General features: G+C 66.7%; 12 protein-coding genes and 2 pseudogenes. 2 read left to right on the top strand and 12 right to left on the bottom strand.

What is annotated here, in order from left to right; genetic code table 11:
• Positions 1–67: 67 nt before the first annotated feature.
• The 6 genes and pseudogenes from gmd to OHA21_RS30560 all read right to left on the bottom strand — a co-directional run bounded on the left by gmd (position 68) and on the right by OHA21_RS30560 (position 5,833).
• Positions 68–1,093, bottom strand: coding sequence for a GDP-mannose 4,6-dehydratase (gene gmd / locus OHA21_RS30585; protein WP_328460728.1), 1,026 nt, complete (start codon positions 1,091–1,093; stop codon positions 68–70).
• Positions 1,090–2,343 (bottom strand): glycosyltransferase family 4 protein, encoded by a 1,254-nt coding sequence (locus OHA21_RS30580; protein WP_328478621.1) that lies wholly within the window; start codon positions 2,341–2,343, stop codon positions 1,090–1,092. The genes gmd and OHA21_RS30580 overlap by 4 nt, the downstream gene beginning before the upstream one ends.
• A 761-nt stretch (positions 2,344–3,104) precedes the next feature.
• Positions 3,105–3,598: pseudogene (locus tag OHA21_RS30575) on the bottom strand (transposase); the annotation flags it as partial.
• A pseudogene (locus OHA21_RS30570) lies at positions 3,538–3,900 on the bottom strand (hypothetical protein); the annotation flags it as partial. The pseudogenes OHA21_RS30575 and OHA21_RS30570, both read right to left, overlap by 61 nt.
• Positions 3,878–4,432: a transposase gene (locus OHA21_RS30565; RefSeq protein WP_328478619.1), complete on the bottom strand. Its 555-nt coding sequence runs from the start codon at positions 4,430–4,432 to the stop codon at positions 3,878–3,880. The gene OHA21_RS30565 and the pseudogene OHA21_RS30570, both read right to left, overlap by 23 nt.
• A 129-nt stretch (positions 4,433–4,561) precedes the next feature.
• Complete coding sequence (locus OHA21_RS30560; protein ID WP_328460725.1) at positions 4,562–5,833, bottom strand: sugar transferase; 1,272 nt, start codon at positions 5,831–5,833, stop codon at positions 4,562–4,564.
• A gap of 483 nt (positions 5,834–6,316) precedes the next feature.
• Between OHA21_RS30560 and OHA21_RS30555 the strand changes: the two genes are divergently transcribed.
• Positions 6,317–6,973, top strand: a complete 657-nt coding sequence (locus OHA21_RS30555; protein WP_328460723.1) for an arsenate reductase/protein-tyrosine-phosphatase family protein — start codon at positions 6,317–6,319, stop codon at positions 6,971–6,973.
• A gap of 7 nt (positions 6,974–6,980) precedes the next feature.
• On the opposite strand, the gene OHA21_RS30550 is transcribed toward OHA21_RS30555, so the two are convergent.
• The 6 genes from OHA21_RS30550 to OHA21_RS30525 all read right to left on the bottom strand — a co-directional run bounded on the left by OHA21_RS30550 (position 6,981) and on the right by OHA21_RS30525 (position 17,698).
• Positions 6,981–8,444, bottom strand: coding sequence for a polysaccharide biosynthesis tyrosine autokinase (locus OHA21_RS30550; RefSeq protein WP_328460721.1), 1,464 nt, complete (start codon positions 8,442–8,444; stop codon positions 6,981–6,983).
• Positions 8,445–8,716: 272 nt separating this feature from the next.
• Positions 8,717–9,307, bottom strand: coding sequence for a hypothetical protein (locus OHA21_RS30545; protein WP_328460719.1), 591 nt, complete (start codon positions 9,305–9,307; stop codon positions 8,717–8,719).
• Between the two features lie 167 nt (positions 9,308–9,474).
• Complete coding sequence (locus OHA21_RS30540) at positions 9,475–11,301, bottom strand: DUF4012 domain-containing protein (protein ID WP_328460717.1); 1,827 nt, start codon at positions 11,299–11,301, stop codon at positions 9,475–9,477.
• Between the two features lie 146 nt (positions 11,302–11,447).
• Entirely contained in the window at positions 11,448–13,316 is a 1,869-nt protein-coding gene (locus tag OHA21_RS30535; RefSeq protein ID WP_328460715.1) for a S9 family peptidase, read from the bottom strand.
• Between the two features lie 10 nt (positions 13,317–13,326).
• Entirely contained in the window at positions 13,327–15,093 is a 1,767-nt protein-coding gene (locus tag OHA21_RS30530; protein ID WP_328460713.1) for an N-acetylglutaminylglutamine amidotransferase, read from the bottom strand.
• Between the two features lie 25 nt (positions 15,094–15,118).
• A complete protein-coding gene (locus OHA21_RS30525) occupies positions 15,119–17,698 on the bottom strand; it encodes a carboxylate--amine ligase/circularly permuted type 2 ATP-grasp protein (RefSeq protein WP_328460711.1) in 2,580 nt (859 codons plus the stop codon).
• Positions 17,699–17,899: 201 nt separating this feature from the next.
• On the opposite strand from OHA21_RS30525, the gene OHA21_RS30520 reads away from it, so the two are divergent.
• Positions 17,900–18,970: an NAD-dependent epimerase/dehydratase family protein gene (locus OHA21_RS30520; RefSeq protein WP_328460709.1), complete on the top strand. Its 1,071-nt coding sequence runs from the start codon at positions 17,900–17,902 to the stop codon at positions 18,968–18,970.
• The last annotated feature ends 418 nt before the right edge of the window (positions 18,971–19,388 follow it).

Raw genomic sequence — 19,388 nt, 5'->3', positions numbered from 1 at the left:
AGGTTCGCATCGCAAAGGGCTCGTGCCGTGAAGATGCTGTGTGCAATATTGGACACCAGGGTCACAGTCATTGGGGACCCGCTGTGCAGTCTTGTTGGGTCTCGACTTTCCCGACCCGTGGGATGACCACCTGCTGTTCACTTTCCACCATCGTCGCCGCCAACTCTCTGGCGTGAGTGGTCGCTGTCCACGATAGGACGAATCGCGCCCGTGCGGCGTCTCCAATGAGGGCATCTACTTCCGCCGGCCGTAGGTAGCGCTCGTCGAAGCGTACGTACTTCTGCCAGTCTAGACCGACGTGCTCGAAGCAGAACTGAACGAAGTCGCGGACTGTGTGGGCGGTTCCGGTGGCGATGACGTAGTCCATGGGTTCGTCGTGCTGAAGCATGCGCCACATGGCATCGACGTATTCGGGGGCGTAGCCCCAGTCGCGTACGGCGTCGAGATTTCCGAGGTAGAGGTGCTCCTGCTTGCCGGCGGCGATCCGGGCCGCCGCCATGGCGATCTTCCGGGTCACGAAGGTCTCGCCACGACGGGGGCTTTCGTGGTTGAAGAGGATTCCGTTGACTGCGAACATCCCATAGGACTCTCGGTAGTTGCGGGTCATCCAATACGAGTAGACCTTGGCCACGCCGTACGGGCTGCGGGGGTAGAACGGAGTTTCTTCGTTCTGCGGCGGGGGCGAGGCGCCAAACATCTCCGAGCTGCTTGCCTGGTAGTAGCGGCAGTTCAGCCCTATCATGCGGATCGCTTCGAGGAGGCGGGTGGTGCCCAGCCCGGTGGTCTGGCCGGTGAAATCCGGCTCGTCGAAGGAGACTCGCACATGGCTCTGTGCCGCTAGGTTGTAAACCTCATCGGGCTGCACTTTTTCTAGCAGGGTCACCAGGCGACTGCCGTCGGTGAGATCACCGTAATGCAAAAAGAAGCGGGTATCCGGATCATGCGGGTCCTGGTAAAGGTGATCGATGCGGGAGGTGTTGAACGTCGAAGCGCGCCGGATGATCCCATGCACCTCGTAGCCCTTCTCCAGCAATAGCTCCGTCAGGTAGGAACCGTCCTGGCCGGTGATTCCCGTGATCAGCGCCCGTTTCATACTCCAGCCTCTCTTGAATACGTCGAATCCCTCAACACGGCTTCCAGCAGGCGTGAAAGCCCGTCGAGTGCGGCCGTCGGGTGCAGATGCCGCCGTGCGTACGCCGTGCCGGCCGCGCCGAGCCGTGCGCACAGGTCCGGGTCACCCCGTAGCGCCGCGACACGGTCCGTGAAGGCCGCCGGGTCCAGCGGCTCCACCAGCAGCCCTGCACCGCTGCGGGCCAGCTCGGCTGCCGTTGCGGAGTCGTCGCGAACCACGGCAAGCACTGGGCGTCCGGCGGTGAAGTAGCTGGTCAGCTTGCTTGGCAGGCTCATGTCCCGCACCGTGCTCCGCTCGTGTACGAGCAGTGCATCCGCCGCGTTCAGCAGCAGCGGATACTCCTCGGCGGGGACCGGATCGCGGATTTCGACGTTGCCCAGGCCGGCCGTTGCCGCCTCCAGGGCGAACCGCCGGCTACCCTCGCCGACGAACGACACCAGCGCCTCAGGTGTGGCGCGTGCCAGGTGGCGCAGCGCCGGGGCCAGATCCTCCAAGCCCTGCTTGAGCCCCATGTTGCCGGTGTGCGCGATGACGAGCCGGCCCTGCCAGCCCAGCCGCTGCCGCAACGCCTCCCGTGCCACCCGGCGAGGCGCGTCGCCCTCCGGCCCCGCATCCTCGGGCACCGTATCCGCGATCCGCGACCAGTTGGGCACCACGGTCACCGGTGTGTCTGGCGCGAGTCGCTGCACGACGGGTACGAAGGCCGCGGAGGGGACCGTCACGTGCACGCTGCGCCGGAAGGTGCGGGCCTCAATCGCAGACAGCACCCTGCCTACCCGGCCGGCACCGCCCATGCCCGACTGCTGTGCCGCGCTGGTGATCAGGTCCTGCGCCACCGTCATGCACGGCAACCCGGACTTCGCCGCGACCCGCGCACCCAGCCAACCTGCGAACAAGGAGGGGGTGCAGGCCAACACGAGATCGGCATCGTCGGCCCGGACGTGGAAACGCGCCGCCAACACATACGCGAGCTCGTAAAGCGCCCGTCGGAGCAGGGTCGGTCGGCGGGGCACGTAGCCGGGCACCCGTACTACCTCGACACCGTCCTCATACGAAACCGTGAGCGCGTTCGGCACGCCCTCGGGACGCCGCCACGCCGGGTAGTGGGGTTGCGCCGCGACGACCCGTACGTGAGCACCCATCACAGCGAGGTGCTCGGCCAAGTCCGCCGTGTACGGGGCTGAGCCCGTCGTCTCCGGCCGGTAGTACATCGACACGATGAGCACCCGGGCACCGGCCAGCCGCGACCCGCTACTTTTGGTTTGGGCAGGCAAGTGGTGCGCCACGGGTAGGGCCTCGTCCGCCAACCTGACCGCCTTAAGGATTGCTGCCGACGTATACCGTGATTGCGTGCCCTGCCTACGTTGATCAACGCCCGAGGCCAGCGCTGAGTAGTCACTCAAATGGGCCAATCTCAGGAGATTTTGAGGGCGGGGTAAGTGGACGCGATCTGGCTTTCAGGCGCAACCGGGTCCGACAGCCAAAACCGGCGGTAAGAGAGCTCCGCAAATCGAGGCTGGTGTCAGGGTTCCGGAATCCCGTTTGGTCGAAGGAGATTCTGGAAAGTTGTGACTCATGAAGCTGGGCCGGTGAGCACCAGTTTCTGGGGTACGCCGGCGCATATCCGCACACCCTCGTCCGTCGCTCCATCAGGCGACGGGCGCAACGATCGGCCGGCCAAAAGGTTTCTACCAACCCGCACTAATTCTGTGCTTGCGTGATTCGGTTGGGCAGGGCGCCGAAGTAGCGAAGTGGTCCAGTGTGGTCCGGCGATTTGGCGTCCCTTTCGGGTTACACCGTTTGCGTTCCGTGTCACCGTGATTTCATATGCATCGGACTCTACGTTGAGATCCGGGAGTCCGGGTGTCGGCAGATGTGTGACCGTGTGAGAGTGTCACTGCGCTGCTCTGTTTGCCTAACCTTTAGTTTCCCCGATCATCTCCAGAAGGTCACCTATGCCGACTCTTCGAAGTTAAGCGGGGTTGAGGTGTCCGCGGTGGCGGCGGGTTGTGGTCGCGCAGGTGCGGAGGCGTTGGTTTTCGGGGTTGCGGAATCCGTAGGCCTCGCGGGCGACGGGCTTGATGACGCGGTTGGTGCCTTCGGAGCCGGCGTTGGTGATGCCGGTGTGCAGGAACGCGAGGATTTCCGGCCACCAGGTCTCGATCGTGGTGGCGTGCCGGTGCAGTTCGAGCAGGTCAGGGTCGGCGCAGCGGGTGTAGAAGCGGTGCAGCAGCCGGGCGATGGTTTCCCGGTTCGGGTGGGTGCGGGCGAGCGCGAGCAGGTCGAGCAGGTCCTCTTTCGCGTTCCAGGCGGCCAGGATCGGGCGCCGATCTTCGCCGGCAGGTTGTTGAGGGTGTCGGTCAGCCGGTCGACGTGCTCGGCGCGCATCCGGAAGGCTGACCTGGTCAGCCGGTTGCGTTGCTGCCATTCCGGGTCGCTTGCCCGACCGCGGCGGCCGCTGTGAGTGACCGGAATCGGGTCGTGGAGATCTGGGCCGACCCGCATGGCTCGGACCAGCGTGACCGCCTGATCAAGCGGGCAACGATGAACAGCGGCGGCAATGTCGTGGCTGCCTCAAGGTCACCAGGAACACCCTGGTGACCGCCGTCATGGATGTCGAGGCGGCGTTCCCAGCGCACGGCGAGTCGGCGGAACTGGTGGAGCAGAGCGAAGGTCTGCTCCACGACGTAGCGCAGCCTGCCCAGGCCTTTGACTCCGCTGGTCTTGCGCTTCGGGATGATCGGCTCAGTTCCACGCTCCCAGCAGGCGCGCCGGAAGGCGTCGCTGTCGTATCCCTTGTCCGCGAGGAGAGCGTCGAATCGGCGGCGGGGCCGGCCCGGGGCGTCCGGCGATGGGTGGGTAGCAGTCGAGCAGGTCGACGGCGCGGCTAATGTCGGGCACGTTCGTGCCGCTGGTCAGCACGTAGATCGGGCTGCCATTGCCGTCGCAGATCAGGTGGTGCTTCGAGCCGGGCTTGCCGCGCTTGACCGGCGACGGGCCTGTCCCGGAACCCCCTTTTTCGCGTCGATGTGACTGCCGTCCATCGCCGCCCGTGTCCAGTCGATCCGGTTCGCCGCGTTCACCCGGGCCAGCAGTATCTCGTGGACCTTGGTCGAATACGCCCGCCTCGGTCCAGCGGTGCAGTCGGCGCCAGCAGGTCATGCCCGAGCCGAAGCCGAGTTCCTGCGGCAGATCTTCCCAGCCAATGCCGGTATGCAGCACGAACAAGATGCCCTGCAGACACTGCCGATCGGGTACCGGCCGCGGCCCGGAAGCCTTCTGCGGCCACGGCGGTAGCACCGGCTCGATCAGCTTCCACAACTCGTCATCGACGACCGATGCCTTGCTCACGCTGACCGAACCAGATCGATCTTCAGCCTGGAACGCTGATCATCATCGATTCAGCAGATCGTCTTAGGAGCTTTTAGTCTAATGTCCCCCGCCGGAGACGACCTCGCGCAGGGTGCGAACGACGATTTTGAAATCGAGCCACAGCGACCAGTTCTCGATGTAATAGTTGTCGAACCGGGCACGGTCGGCGATCGGTGTGTCGCCGCGTAGTCCACTCACCTGGGCCAGTCCGGTCAAACCGGCCGGGACCCGGTGCCGCCAGCTGTAGTCCTGATACTCGGAGGAGAAGCGCTCGACGAAGAACGGACGTTCCGGTCGCGGGCCTACCAGCGTCATGTCGCCCCGGAGGATGTTGTACAGCTGCGGAATCTCGTCCAATGACGTCCTTCGCAGAAAGCGGCCGAATCGGCCCATCCGCGTGTCCTGTGCCACTGACCATCTCGTCTCGGACTCGAGCTCATCGACAGGGCGCAGCGATCGGAACTTCAGAATGTGGAACAGCCTTCCGTTCCGCCCAACGCGTTCCTGACGGAAGAGCACCCCGGGGCCGCCCTCAAACCGGACGCCGAGCGCGCAAAGCAGGAAGACCGGCGCAAGTAGTGCCATTGCCAGCAGGCTCACGACGATGTCGATGGTCCGCTTCAGAAGGCACTGCCAGCCGGACAACACGGGCGGCCTGATACGCATCACGGGGATCGCGCCGATGTGGTCGGGTAGCCCTGTCTGAGTGTGGAATGAGTGCACCCTGGGGACGATGAAGATGTTCCGAGTAGCGCTCAGCGCGTCGCGCAGAAGCTCGGTCAGTAACATGTCTGATGTGACCGGGTCGGCGATGATCAGCGTGCTTGCCCGGTTGCTGCGAAGCGCGCCGCTGAGGTCGCTCAGATCGCCCAGGCAAGGCACGGACGCTGCCATCACCGTGGTCCGGTCAATGGCATCGACGTAGCCGATCGCGCGAAGGCCGTACTGGGGGTGCCGGGCGAGGACCTGGGCCAGCTCGACGGCCAGCCGGCCGCCTCCCACCAGAATCGTTCGATGGCTTGCCAGCCCTCGACGCCGAATGGTGCGGATCGTCCACGTAGACAATGCGCGCCCGAGCACACACAGCACGATGAGCACCGCGGACGCCCGCAGAAAGCCGTCGATCGCGATGTCGTCGTACCAGACCGCAAAGATAGTCGAGACCAAAGCAGTCGCGATCAGCAGCCGGCCGACCAGACGCGGCAGGTCGTCCAGGAGCGACAGGTGAAGCCGGGGCCGGTAGAGGCCACCGGCGGCGTTGAGCGCCAGGATGAGCGCTGCTGTGACGCTGAGCCCCGGGAAGAACGAGGGGAAGCAGAAGATCGCCAAACTCAAGAACGATAGGTCGACCGAAAGCGTCAGGGCCCAGGAGGGTGCGAATGAGGCCAGTGGTTTTCCGGCTGTATCTGGGGAGAGGCTCTCGGGGGTTGCCGCTATGTACCGGGGAGAAACGGCCGGTGCTACTGCGGTCGCTGAATTCCATGGGCCGGTGGGGTTCACCTGACGCCCAATGCGAATACCGTCTCCCGGCATCGTCGGCCTTTCTCGGGTCTCGTTCATGGCTAATGACAGCGCAACTCATACCGCTATTTCGATCTTTATTGGTTATAGCCGAATCCGGGCCGTCCCGTGGGCTTGTCTCCGCTGACCCCTCCTGAGGATGACGGCATCACTGGGTTGGCCGCGAAAGAGATTCGTGATCTTTGCGTGCGGGTGTCGAAGGGCCGTGACCTCCGTCCTGCCTGCGCGTTGGAAGGAGGAGGGCGAACCTCAGCTCGCCGAATAAATGCGCATCGCCGCTCGTTGAGCGGAATGAAGCGGGAAGATCTGAGGGGAGATCGCCTCGTGGATCCTTCTTCGGCAGAATCGCCGTCGGCGTCAGAGTCCCGCCCATTTCGAATACTGTTGGTCTGCCACGCCAATATCTGCCGCTCCCCGATGGCTGAGCGGATCACGAGGCGGATGCTGAGGGATGTCTTCGGCTACGCGGCGTCGGCCGTTTCCGTGGAGAGCGCGGGCACGTCCGCGATCTCTGGCGACCAGATTCACGCGTACTCCGGGCAGATCCTGAACGAGTGGGGCATCAACTGCGAAGACTTTCGGAGTCGTGCCCTCACCACCGTGCTACTGGACAGCGCCGACCTGATCCTTGCCGCGGAGCGGACGCAACGTGCCGCCTGTGCCTCATTGCGGCCGGCCGTGGTCAGGAGGACCTTCACGCTTCATCAGTTCGCGCGTCTCGCTGCTCACGCCGCTGTCCACTCATCCAAGGTCAGCTCGTCCGTCCCGGAGAGCTTCCACGCGTTGCTGAGGCTGGTCGATCGGACGAGGCATCTCGCACCGCCGACCCAGTCTCGGGTGGACGACCTTGCCGACCCCGTCCAGCGGCCGATCACTGAGTTTCGCACGTGCGCCGTGGAGATTCATAGCAGTATGGCGGCGATCCTCCGAGCTGTGGATCAGAGTTGACGCGGCCTCATTCAGCGGATCCATCGTGGGCCGTCACGGCGCCGGTCGGCTCGGGAACGAAGCGGCGTGATGTCGGTGGCTGTAGAGGCACAAGCGGCTGCGCCGACGGCGAGTCCGGTGCCTCCTTGGCCGGCTTGTTCCGGTCCGTGCCGTAGTAGGCGTAGGACCCGGTGCTCCGATGGGGGGTCATGTTGAGAATGCAGCCGTGCAGCGAGGCGCCTGCGGCGCGAAGCGCTGCGGCGGCGGCCTGTGCTTCGGTAGTGGTCGTGCTGCCGTGGCGGGAGACCAAGACGCATCCATCCGACATGGCTGCGACGACCGCGCCGTCGGTGACTGCCAGCAGGGGAGGCGTGTCGACGAGCACCATGTCGAAGGCGCTGGTCAACTCCTCGAGTAGATCGGACATGTTCCGGGAGGCCAGCAACTCGCTCGGATTCGGCGGGATATAGCCACTTGGCAACACCTGAAGTCCGGTAGGTCCCCATGGCTGCATTGCATCATCGAGGGATGCCTGCCCGGCGAGAACGTTCGCCAGTCCGACCGCGCCCTCCAGGTCGAGGTATCTGGCGATGGTGGGACGGCGCAGGTCCGCATCAACGATGAGTACGCGGTACCCGGCTTCCGCCAGAATGATGGCGAGGTTGCAAGTCGTCGTTGACTTCCCCTCTCCCGGGAGCGCGCTCGTCACCACCAGGCTTCTGAAGGGTTGGTCGACGCTGACGAATTGCAGGTTCGTGCGGAGTCGGCGAAGAGCCTCCGCGCGTGCCGAGTACGTGCTGTCCTCAGCGATCAACGGCGACTTCGCTGAGGTGCTCTCGAACGGCACCGTGGTCAGAACCGGTGCAGAGGTCAACACGGCGAGGTGGTCGCTGTCTCGTACGGCTTTGTCCAGAATATGGCGCAGGAACGCTGCCGCTGTTCCGAGGAGAAGGCCACCCAACAAGCCGGCCGCCAGCGTGACGGCGACACGCGGAGAGACGGGCTCCGGCGAGACGACGGCAGGCTTGGTGACAGAGATCTTGACCGGCGAGACTCGCGCGCCCCTTGGCGTTTCGATCTGATTGACCAGGGCGGAGAAGTGCGCCGCGATCTCGCGAGCGATCTCTTGTGCCCGATCCGGTGAACTGTCCGTCACGACGATATCAATCAACACCGAGTCGAGAGGCGAGGTTGCCTCGACCCGCTTGGCGAAGGATTGCGGCGTGTCTGGCAAGCGGAGGCCTTGGATCACCTTTTGCGTCACCAACGGGCTGGTGACAATGTCCACATACGATCGGACGCGTTGCTGAGTGAAGGCGCTTCCCTGGCTCAGGTCGCCGTAGCTGACGGGGGCCGCTGTCGTGGATACGAAGAGCTGCGTCTCGGCCGCATACAGAGGTGTTTGAAAATAGACGACAGACCCGCTTACCGCTAAGCCCGCAATAGTCAGGGAAACGACGAGCGCCCATCGCATACGCAGCATGCGCAGCAAGGTTAAAAGTGTCACGTATATCCTTAGATGGCGGAAGTGCGGGCGGATCTTGCACAACGTACTCCATTGTCGGCGCGACGACCATTCTGACGCGTGAGAAATGGTCCGCTGTCACCTTCGCGGATTTTTTGAGACTGCTTCGTGAAAATGCGCCTTGGCCCCATTCGGAGCGCGGTGCCGGCAAAGAGCAGTGCATGGCACGCTGGTACAACAACGGCCCTCCCCAGCGCTGCTGGGGAGGGCCGTGCCGGGCGATGAACCGCCGAGCCGCGTCAGCCGCGCCGACGACGGCGGACCAATGTTGCCGTCGTGATGGCGCCGCCGGACAGCGCGAGCAATCCGAGCCCACCGAGCGCTGCGCCGACCATCGGGTCAGTCCGCGGCTCCGGGGCCGCCTCCAGCCGAGTCGTTGACGCGGCCGGCACGAACGGCTTCACGGAGTGCCCCCGGGCTCGCTTGTCGATGACGAACACGTATGCCGAGGAGGAACCTTCCGACCTGGTTCCTCGCGCGTTAATGATGATCCGGCCCGGGCGGGAGGACTTGAGGTTGAACGCGAACCGTCCCCTGCGGTCGGCGGTAACGATGCCCTTTCGTTTCACGTACCGCTTCTGCGAGTTCTTCGGCTTGAACGTGACGAGTACATAAACCCGTTCACGCGGTGCCCACTGGTTGCCCTTGGCACGAACCGTCACGCCGAACTTCACGACGCCGCGGTTGACGGTGAGTGAGGGGGGTGCCGGCGGATAGAGCTTCCTCGGCGCGGCCGATACCGCCGCCGGCGCTATGGTCAATGCCGCTACTGCCGTAGTCAGGGCGGCAGCGACCGCCATGAGTAGTCCGGAGCCACGAATACGGCTCATGATTCTCCTTCTTCATACCTCGCCAAACCTCCCCTCCCTTATATTTCCTCAATTCGGCGCGCACATCTGAAATTGGCGGCAGAATCCGGCATGCGGAACCGCCCGGACTAACCCTTAAGAGTTCTCTGTTCTCGAACGCCGTTGTTAGGCCGGCGAGGCCGGTAGCATCATCGGGCTCCGGAGCAGGCGGCTCCACCGGTGACCGACGACTTCCAGGGATGAACGGTCGGCGTCGTCCACAGGCGTGCGGTTACCGCCTCCTCTGCATCCGGGATCGTCCCGGCCCGTAGCGTGATGTCGAGAGTTCTGGTCTTTCCCGGGGGCAGGTCTAGGGTGATGACTCCAACCCCACGATTCCTTTCCATGCCGGTGCCGAAATCGATGAGCTCGCCATCTTCCTCGACGCTTTCCACCGCACCGCCCGTCGGGCTGAAAATCATGACGTTGGTTCGCGACGTGTACTTGTCGCCGGAAAGAGCCAGCCCGGTGACGTAGTCGGGCAGTCCCGATCTCGGCGCGGTGGAGCCGATGGTCACCTTCAATCGCATGGCTCGCCCGCCGTCGGTCTCGCAGTCACCGACGCGCAGCATCGCACTGGGAACCAAGTAGTAGCTCAGCTTTGACCCGCCGCCGTCATTGAGGAAAACGCCCACGGTGGGAGTCCTGCCGTCGTCGTTCGGCATCCTTCCAGCCAGAACCGTGTCGGTCACGATCGCCTCCTCCTCAGGATCGGCGCTCCAGACCAGAAGGCGGCGCTCTCCCGCAGCCCTGGCAATCGCGCTGATGAAGCCCTGAGGCTCGCCGCGGCCCGTCAGGAGCGCGGCGAACACGGCCTGCGCTGCGGCGGAGAAATAGGTGTCCTGATCCGACGGATCCGGATATCGCGAATAGACCTCGGACAGCAGCAAGCGGACGGCGTTGTCGGCAGTCAACGGCTCGCCCCCCGAGACCTTCACCGCACCCGTCACGCGAAGGAGATAGGACAGAGCCACGGGGTCGGTCGCGATCACGCCGTCGACCGCAAGTCGCTTGCGCTTCTGGTACATGGCGCGGGCAAGCTGGGCGGCAAGGGGGAAGTCCGGGGTCAGATTCACATTCGCCGGGAAGGTGGCCAGGCGGTCGGTGTACAACGACTCCATGTCGGTGCTCAGGCGCAGCACGGGGCTGTCGAACGGCTGGAGATCCGACGTCGTACTACCCCCATCGGAGATGCTCACGGCGCCCGCATCTGCTTTGACCACGACATAAGCACCAGGCATGCCGCCGGTCGCTCGTACCTCGGCGTTGTTCTGGAACAGGACGAGGTAATGACGCGGCCCGCGCGCACCGAGCAAGCCGGGCAGCAGCCGTGCGGCGCGGTCCACCACGCCGACCAACCGCTCGGCGTCGGCGAGCCCGTCCGACATTTCGCGCACCGCAGCCGACAGCTGATCCGTCAGACCCGCGGTGCCGATGGTCGCGACGGATCTCCGGGCACTCTGAATCGCAGCCAGACCCGTGGCAATCCGGGATGATGCCGCTGAAATGTTGGCGACGTTCAATTTGCCACCACTGGGTGCCCAAGTTTCGGGACCGAGCAGGGAAGCGGCATCAAGAAGAGGTGGCAAGCCGCCGTGAGTCAGTTCGTCGAGGGTTCTCGACACGGTCCGTACCGTGGTGATGTCATCGCCCACGAAGGGAATCCGGCTCGCGGTCGCCCAGTCCCAGCCGTCCGTAGCATCTCGTGCTGACCTCGTCTCCCGCTGCAATTCGACGACAGTGCCTCTGGCGGCGTCCAAGTCGGTGTCGACAAGTTCCTGGCGCAGTTCCCGGAATAGACCCGCAGCCTGGTAAAGGTGATCCTTCGTCGTGACTCCGTGCAGACCGGTCAGCCCGGCGCCGGCCAGCAGAGCGATGGTCAGTCCTGCGCCTATGGCGATGTAGAGACGGCGAATCCGTTTCGGAGGATCTGTCGGTGGTGTGATTTCGTCGCGCGGCTGTTCCCCATTTTCCACTGCAATCTCTCCCGAGTCGTCTCCACCTACCTTGTTGCAACGTGATTACGGCAGTGAAGGTGACTGCGCTGGGTAGCCGGAAGGTGGCAGGGTGCAATGGAATTGCGAAGCGTTGTGACGTCGATTGCTGACTCCGCAATTGCGCATCACGCAGTCAGGTGGGTCTCCAGCCAGTCGAGGGTGGCCTGTAGGTAGGCGGCGCGGGATGAGCGGTGCAGCAGTTCGTGGCCCTCGCCGGGGAACAGCAGGTAGCGGTGCGGCACGCCGCGCGCCCGCAATGCCGCCACCACCTGTTCGGCCTCGATTACCGGGACGTTGCTGTCGTTCTCGCCGTGGACGACCATCAGCGGGGTCCGCAGGCGGTCGATCCGGGTGATCGGGGAAAGGTCGCGCAGCAGGTCGGCGTCGTGGACCGGGTCGCCGTATTTGCTGACGGCAGCAGCCGCGATCCAAGGCTCTGTGTGCTGATAAAACGTGGAAAAGTTGGACATTCCGCAGACGTCGATGCCGACATCGAACAGGTCGGGGAACGTTGTCAGCGCGGCCAGCGTCAAGTAGCCGCCGTACGACCGGCCCATGATGCCGACCCGGCCGGCGATCCCGGCGGAGCGCAGGTAGGTCACGCACGACCGCACGTCTTCGATCGCGCCGTATCGCAGTGCCCCGTTGTCCGCGTCGACGAACGACCGTCCGAAGCCCGACGAGCCGCGCACGTTCGCCGCGAAGACTGCGATCCCGCGGTTGACCAGCGATTGGAAGAGCGGCCCGTGACCAGGGCGTTCCTGTGCTTCCGGGCCACCGTGGAACCACAGCACGGTCGGATGCGGGCCGGCCGAGTCCGGCCGGAACAGCCATCCGGTGAGGGTCAGCCCGTCGTGCGCGGAGAACGACTCCAGCGTCGGCCGGACCGCGTCGGGCGCCGCGGGAAGCGCGGCTACCTTGCGGATTTCGCTGCCGTCCCGCGCGCACACCCACACCCCGTGCGGCTGGCCGGGCCCTTCCGCGGTGAGAGCCAGCGTCGAACCGTCGAAACTCCACGCCAGCCCGCTGACCACCCGGCCGGGCAGCGGCGCGAGCCGGCTGGGCACGCGATCACCGTCGTGGTCCAGGTCGAGCAACGCGACCTCCGACTCGCCACCGCGCACATTCCAGAGCACCGCAGCGGTACGACCATCCGCCGTCACCGCGAAAGTCTCCACCTCCCCGCCGAGAGAGCCGACGGGAGTGGGCGAGCCGATGGGGGTGGCTGAGCCGGCGGGGATGGGCGAGCCGACCGGGGGCGAGCCGACCGGGGTAGGCACGTCCGCCGAGGGGGTCAGGGCCTCCACGGCGTCGCCGGCGATGCGGAGCAGGACGGGGAACTCGCCGTCCTGGCTCAGGGCGTACACGCAGCCGCCGCCCGGGCTGAAGACGGCCTGCTCGCCGCTGGTGATCGGCTTCTCGTCGCCGGTGGACAGGTCGCGGAGCACGATGTGGCGGGCGCCGCGTGGCCCGTACCGTAGAAGCGCGAAGCGCCCGGCCGGGTCCACGTCGAGAAGCGAAAGCAGCTCGCCCTGCGCAACCACCCGCCTGGCCCCGCTCACCACGTCGATGAGCACGGCCCGGGTCAGGTTCTCGGTGAGGGCCAGCAAAGAGCGGCCGGGCAGCCAGCGCATGTTGTCCGCGGTGTCCGCGCCGAAGCCGGCGACCTGGTGCAGGTCGGTGCCGTCCGGGCGGACCAGCCACACCTCGTTGCGGGGCGCGCCGCCGGGGGCGATCTGGCAGGCGAGCCAGCCGCCGCCGGACGACCACTGGACCGCGGACACCGGTTCGCCGCCGGTGTCGACCCGGAAGGTCAGCTCACTGCCGACCGGCTGCACCCAGACCGCGGGTACGCCGCCCCGGTCGGAGACGTAAGCCATGTGCCGCCCGTCGGGCGAGAGTGTCGGTGACCAGTTGCCGGCCACCTCCGACTCGTGTGCCCGCCAGCCGGTCGGCAGCATGGTGACGTCGACCCGGTGGAGCTGACCATCCATCTGTCCCCCTCTAGATCCCCTTGTCCTGCAACCACATCTCCAGCAGCGCCAGCTGCCACAACTGGTTCGCCCCGAGCGTCGTGCGCGCCGTGTTCGGGTCGGCGAGCAGCTCCGACACGTACTCCGGCCGGAACAGCGCCCGTTCCCGGGCGGCCGGCGCGTGCAGCGCGTCGCGCACCTTCTCGAGCATCGCCCCTTCCAGGTGCCGGATGCCGGGCACCGGGAAGTAGCCCTTGGGCCGGTCGATGACCTCGTCCGGCACGAGGCCGCGGGCCGCTTCCTTGAGCACTCCCTTGCCGTCCTGCGCCAATTTCAGTTCGGGCGGGCAGGCCGCCGCGAGTTCCACAAGTTCGTGATCCAGGAACGGTACGCGTGCTTCCAGGCCCCACGCCATCGTCATGTTGTCCACTCGCTTGACCGGGTCGTCGACGAGCATCACCTGGGAGTCGAGTCGCAGGGCGGCATCGACGGCGGTGGTGGCGCCGGGCCGGCCGAAGCTTTCCGCGACGAATTCGCGACTGACGTCGCGATCCAGCAGCCAGGCGGGGTTGAGCTGCCGGGCCAGGTCCGCATGTGGCCGGTCGAAGAACTCCTTCGCGTACGCGTCGACAGCGCGTTCCCGAGGCACGCCGTCAAGGGGTGGGTACCAGCTGTATCCGGCGAAGATCTCGTCCGCTCCCTGCCCAGATTGCACGACCTTGACATGCTTCGCAACATCTTCGCTGAGTAGGTTGAAGGCGATGCAGTCGTGACTCACCATCGGCTCGCTCATCGCTGCGACGGTCCGCTGCACCGCCGGCAGGAACCGGTCCTTGCCGATCCGGATCTGGTGGTGCACGGTGTCGAACTTGCGGGCGATCAGGTCCGAGTACTCGAACTCGTCACCGCTCTCCCCACCACCCGACTCGAACCCGATGCTGAACGTGGTCAGCCCCTGCTGACCCTGCTCGGCGAGCAGCGCCACGATCAGGCTGGAGTCGAGGCCCCCGGAGAGCAGCACCCCGACCGGCACGTCGGCGACCATCCGCCGGTCCACCGCGGTACGCAGCTTCTCGCGCACGGCGTCGGCCCAGTCCTGTTCTTCTTCGAAACGCGTGAACGAGGCCTCCCAGTACACCCGCTCCGACGTCGTTCCGTCGGCGCGGATCACCCGTACCGTGGCCGGCGGCAGTTTCCGGATCCCGGAGAGGATGGTGCGCGGCGCCGGCACCACCGAGTGGAACGTCATGTAGTGCTGCAACGCCACCTTGTCGATCGTGGTGTCCACGCCACCGGCCGCGAGCAGCGCCGGCAGGGTCGACGCGAAGCGCAGCCGCCCCGGCGACTCGGCCAGGTAGATCGGCTTGATCCCGAGACGGTCCCGGGCCAGGGTGACCGTCCCGGTGTCGTGCTCGGCGACCGCGAAGGCGAACATCCCGAAGAACCGGGTGACACAGTCCGCACCCCACCGGTGGTACGCCTTGAGGATCACCTCGGTGTCCGAGGTGGAGAAGAACCTGTAGCCGCTCTTCGACAGCTCGTCGCGGAGCTGCTGATAGTTGTAGATGCAGCCGTTGAACACCACGGTCAGCCCGAGCTCGGGGTCGGTCATCGGCTGACCGCCCTTCTCGGACAGGTCGATGATCTTCAGCCGTCGGTGCCCGAAGGCGATCCGGCCGTGTTCCCACAGGCCTTCCCCGTCCGGGCCCCGCGATTCCAGACAGGGCAACATCCGCCGGACGGCGTCGGTGTCCGCGGGCCGGTCGCCGAAGCGAAGTTCGCCGGCGATTCCGCACATGAGTGGAGCCTCCTTAAATCGACTGCTATCCGAGCAACCAGGTGTCCTTCGAGCCGCCGCCCCGGGACGAGTTGACGATCATGCTGCCCGCCGGGGCGACCCGGGTCAGCGCCGCCGGGGCGACCACCGACGAGTGGGCGCCGGTGAACACGAACGCCCGCAGATCGACGTGCCGCGGGGCGAGCCGGTGACCGTCGAAGACCGGGTGGGTGGAGAGGTTGACCAGCTCCTGGGCCACCCAGCGGTGCGGCGCGGTCTGGATCTGCCGGCGCAGCGCGTCCAGGTCCTCCGCGGACGCGTGCGGGCCGATCACGATCCGGTCGCCGCCGTAACCGTCGACCGGTTTGCAGACCAGCTCGTCCAGGCGGGACAGCACCTCGGTGCGCTGGTCCGGGATGCCGCACAGGTACGTGGGCACGTCGGCGAGCAGCGGTTTCTCACCCAGGTAGTACTCGATCATGCGGGGCACGTACGCGTACACCGCCTTGTCGTCACCGATGCCGTTGCCCAGCGCGTTGGCCAGCACGATGGTGTCCGCGTGCAACGCGGAGACCAGGCTGGGACCCAGCGGCATGCCGTCCGCGCCGGGGGAGTGCACCAGGCTGTCCTCGCCCATCCGCAGGTAGATCACGTCGACCGGATGCCGGTGACCGTCGCGCAGCCGCCACACCCGGCCCTCGTCGACGTAGAGCTCGGTGCTGCGGACCACTGGCACGTCCATCGCCTCGGCGAGCATCTTGTGCTCGAACCAGGCCGAGTCGTCCGGGCCCTGGCTGAGCACCACGAGCGCCGGGTCGTCGCCGGCCGCCGGACCGGCCGCCTCCAGCAGCGCCTGCTTGAGCAGCTTCGGGGTGTCCTCCACCGACAGCAGGGCGGCCGGCCGGGGCAGCTCCGGCAGGACGCTCCAGGTCAGACGGCGGTTCTGCATGGCGTACGCGATGCCGGACGGAACCCGCAGATTGTCCTCCAGCACACACCAGCGGCCCTCGCCGTCCCGGACCAGGTCGACGCCGGCCACCTGGGTGCGTACCGCCCGGCGCCGGATCAGCGCACCGCTGGCCCGCAGCTCCGGCGAGCCGTTGATCACCCACTCCGGCACGGTCCCGTCCGCGACGATCTGCCGGTCGCCGTAGATGTCGTTGAGGAACATGTCCAGCGCCCGGACCCGCTGGACCAGGCCCTCGCGCAGCGGCCGCCAGTCGTCGGCGGGCACGATCCGGGGCACCAGGTCGAACGGGAAAAGCCGGGTGGCGGCCTCCCCGGCCACGCTGAACGTGATCCCGCGGGCGCGCTGCTCGTCGTCGCGGACGTCCTCGCGGTGCCGCAGCCCGGTCGAGCCGAGCGAGGTGAGCACCGGCAGGATCCCGGCGTACGCGGGGTCGACCCGCCCGTCCGGGAACGCCTCGTCGCCCTGTGCCACGTACGCCTCGATCCGGGTCGGCGCCGGCGTGCCGGCCGGACCGGCGCCGGTGACCCCGCCTCGGGTGTCGGCCACCAGCAGGTCCACCACGTCGGAGAGCCGTCCGCGGCGGGCCAGGGCGCGTCGTTGCCGGGCCGCCGAGCTGCCCTGGCTGATCGCCCGGACCGTGAGGTCGTAGACCTGGTCCCAGTCGCCCAGCTCCTCGAGCTGCGGCCGTAGCTCGGTGATCAGCCGTTCGACGGCCAGGGCGGCCGGGATCGGCACCGGTGACCGGGGCAGGTCGAGCAGGTCGCCCTCGAGCCCGGAGCGGGCCGCGCGCCACATCGCGGCCCGGTGCAGCGGCGGACGGGCGACCGGCAGCGGGACTCCGGCGCGGTGCTCCTCGCGGGCACGCAGCACCAGGCCCCGGAAGATCCCGGCCAGCAGGACGATCGTCTCGGTGTCCGGGCTGGAGTCGGTGACCCGCAGCTCCACGGTCGGCACGTGCGCGGACGGCCGGACGTCGAAGTAGACCATCTTCGGGTCGCTGATCGTCCCGGACGCGATCAGGTCGCTGACCAGCGCCTCGTGCTCGGCGGCGGAGGCGAGCGGGCCGCTGTCGCCGGCGGTCGGCCAGCGCATCCAGACCAGCGAGCGGACGCTGGCGTACCCGGAATCCTCGCCCATCCAGTAGGGCGAGCTGGTGGAAAGCGCCAGCAGAACCGGCAGGGCCGGCGCGACCCGCTGGGCGACTGAGACTGCTTCGTCCCGGTCCGGGACACCGACGTGCACCTGGGTGCCGCAGATCAGCTGCTCACGGACCAGCATCTGATACTCGTGCAGCATCCGCTGGTAGCGGGAGGTGGGGGTAATCGGCAGCGAGTCCAGGTCGACCAGCGGCACGGTGCCGGCGGCGACCAGGCCGAGGCCGAGGGACTCGGCGACACTGATCGCGGTCCGCCGTCGCTGCGCGACGCCGTTCCGCAGGTCATCCAGGGTTGCGCTCACCGGTGTGTTGGTCTCCACCACCGTGCGGTGCAGCTCGGCGGAGAAGTGCGCGCCGTCCAGCCGGTCCAGGATCTCCGGAGCCCGGGGTACGAGTTCGCGCGTGGAAAGATCGACGACGTGGAGCTCTTCCTCCACGCCGAGGGTGAGAGCGGCCTGTTCGGGCACGCGGGGTTTCGGGGCCTGGAGGGCATCCGTCATCGCGACCGCCTTCGTACTCAAGTTCCGGCACAGCCGTGCTTATCCGCCGGAGCCTTCCGATCGGATGTGGCGAATCTGTGACGTGCCCGTTTCACGCACTCGTCAAGCATCACGATCGCGACACCCCGGACCGGGCCACGGGCGAGGTGCGTACCACCGGTAGTCTCGCCGCGTGGCGACCGACAACCCGCGGAGGTCCTGATGAGCAGCGTCGTCGTAATCACCGGCTCGGCCGGCCTGATCGGTTCCGAGGCGGTCCGGCACTTCGCCGGGCTCGGCATGGACGTGGTCGGCGTCGACAACGACATGCGGGGCTACTTCTTCGGCGCCGACGGCTCCACCCAGTGGAACCTGCAGCGGCTGACCAAGGAGGTCGGCGACCGCTACACCCACCACTCGCTGGACATCCGTGACCGGGACGGGCTGGACGCGCTCTTCGCCAAGCTGGGAAAGAACGTCGGCCTGGTCATCCACGCCGCCGCTCAGCCCAGCCACGACTGGGCCGCCCGGGAGCCGTTCACCGACTTCGACGTGAACGCGGTCGGCACGATCAACATGCTCGAGGCGACCCGGCGGCACGCCAAGGACGCGCCGTTCATCTTCACCTCGACCAACAAGGTGTACGGCGACACGCCCAACTCGCTGCCGCTGATCGAGCAGCCGACGAGGTGGGAGCTGCCCGAGGACCACAAGTGGTACGGCGGGATCGACGAGACCATGTCGATCGACAGCAGCATGCACTCGGTCTTCGGCGCCTCCAAGGTGGCCGCCGACATCATGGTCCAGGAGTACGGGCGCTACTTCGACATGCCGACCGCGGTCTTCCGTGGCGGCACGCTGACCGGCCCCGGTCACTCCGCCGCTGAGCTGCACGGCTTCCTGGCGTACCTGATGCGCTGCGTCATGGAGCAGCGGGTCTACAAGATCTTCGGCTACCAGGGGAAGATGGTCCGCGACGCCATCCACTCGCACGACCTGGTGTCCGCGTTCGAGGCGTTCCACAAGGCGCCGCGCATCGCCGAGATCTACAACATGGGCGGCGGTCGCTACTCCAACTGCAGCCACATCGAGGCCTTCAAGATCGCTTCCGAGATCACCGGTCTGGAAGCGCGGACCGAGTACGTGGACCAGAACCGCGCCGGCGACCACCAGTGGTGGATCAGCAGCACCGCGCGGTTCGAGGAGCACTACCCGGACTGGAAGATGACCTACGACGTGCCGGCGATCCTGCGCGAGATCTACGAGTCGAACCAGGACGTCTGGAAGGCCTGACCCGCCGCTCCTCCTCTGGCCGCGCACTCCACCGCGCAGCCGTGCCCCCTTCCACGCAGCCGCTTCGCTCGGCTGACGCTGAGCGCTGCCTCCGGCGCGTTGAGGCAGCACTCCCGGTCAGCCGCTTTGGGCCGGCTGACGCTCAGCGCTGCCTTCGGCGCGCGGAGGCAGCGGTGGGGTCAGCTGGGTTGGTCGGCTGACGCTCAGCGCTGCCTTCGGCGCGGGGAGGCAGCAGTGGCGGTCAGCTGCTTGGGCCGGCTGACGCTCAGCGCTGCCTTCGGCGCGCGGAGGCAGCGGTGGCGGTCAGCTGCTTTGGGCTGGCTGACGCTCAGCGCTGCCTTCGGCGCGGGGAAGCAGCGGTGGTGGTCAGCCGGGTTGGTCGGCTGACGCTCGGTGCTGTCTTTGGCGTGTGGAGGCA

This window comes from Actinoplanes sp. NBC_00393, assembly GCF_036053395.1.
GTDB lineage: Bacteria > Actinomycetota > Actinomycetes > Mycobacteriales > Micromonosporaceae > Actinoplanes.
The sequence above is the reverse complement of the archived record's forward strand: the minus strand, read 5'-3'. Positions and strand labels throughout refer to the sequence as shown.